Source organism: Streptococcus suis (genome assembly GCF_002964045.1).
GTDB lineage: Bacteria > Bacillota > Bacilli > Lactobacillales > Streptococcaceae > Streptococcus > Streptococcus suis_U.
The window spans coordinates 1-268 of the sequence record NZ_POPB01000065.1 but is presented as its reverse complement, the minus strand read 5'-3'; the positions used below and the strand labels follow the sequence as shown (position 1 = coordinate 268).

Here is a 268-nt window from a genome sequence, read left to right as displayed (position 1 = left end):
AGGATATAAGGATTTGACTGAAGCCTTGGACGGTGTTGACGCGGTTCTTTTCGTTGTACCAACCAAGGTAACACGTCTCGTTGCCAAGCAAGTCGCACAAGCTCTCAAACACAAGGTAGTTGTCATGCACGCTTCAAAAGGCTTAGAGCCTGATAGTCACAAGCGCTTGTCTGAGGTACTGGAGGAAGAAATTCCTGCTGAACTCCGTTCTGAAATCGTCGTGGTTTCAGGGCCAAGTCATGCAGAAGAGACTAACGTCCGTGATTTG

At 48.1% G+C, this 268-nt stretch carries 1 pseudogene; it reads left to right on the top strand.

Features of this window, described 5'->3' with window-relative positions:
- Positions 1-268: pseudogene (locus C1E99_RS00290) on the top strand (glycerol-3-phosphate dehydrogenase); the annotation flags it as partial.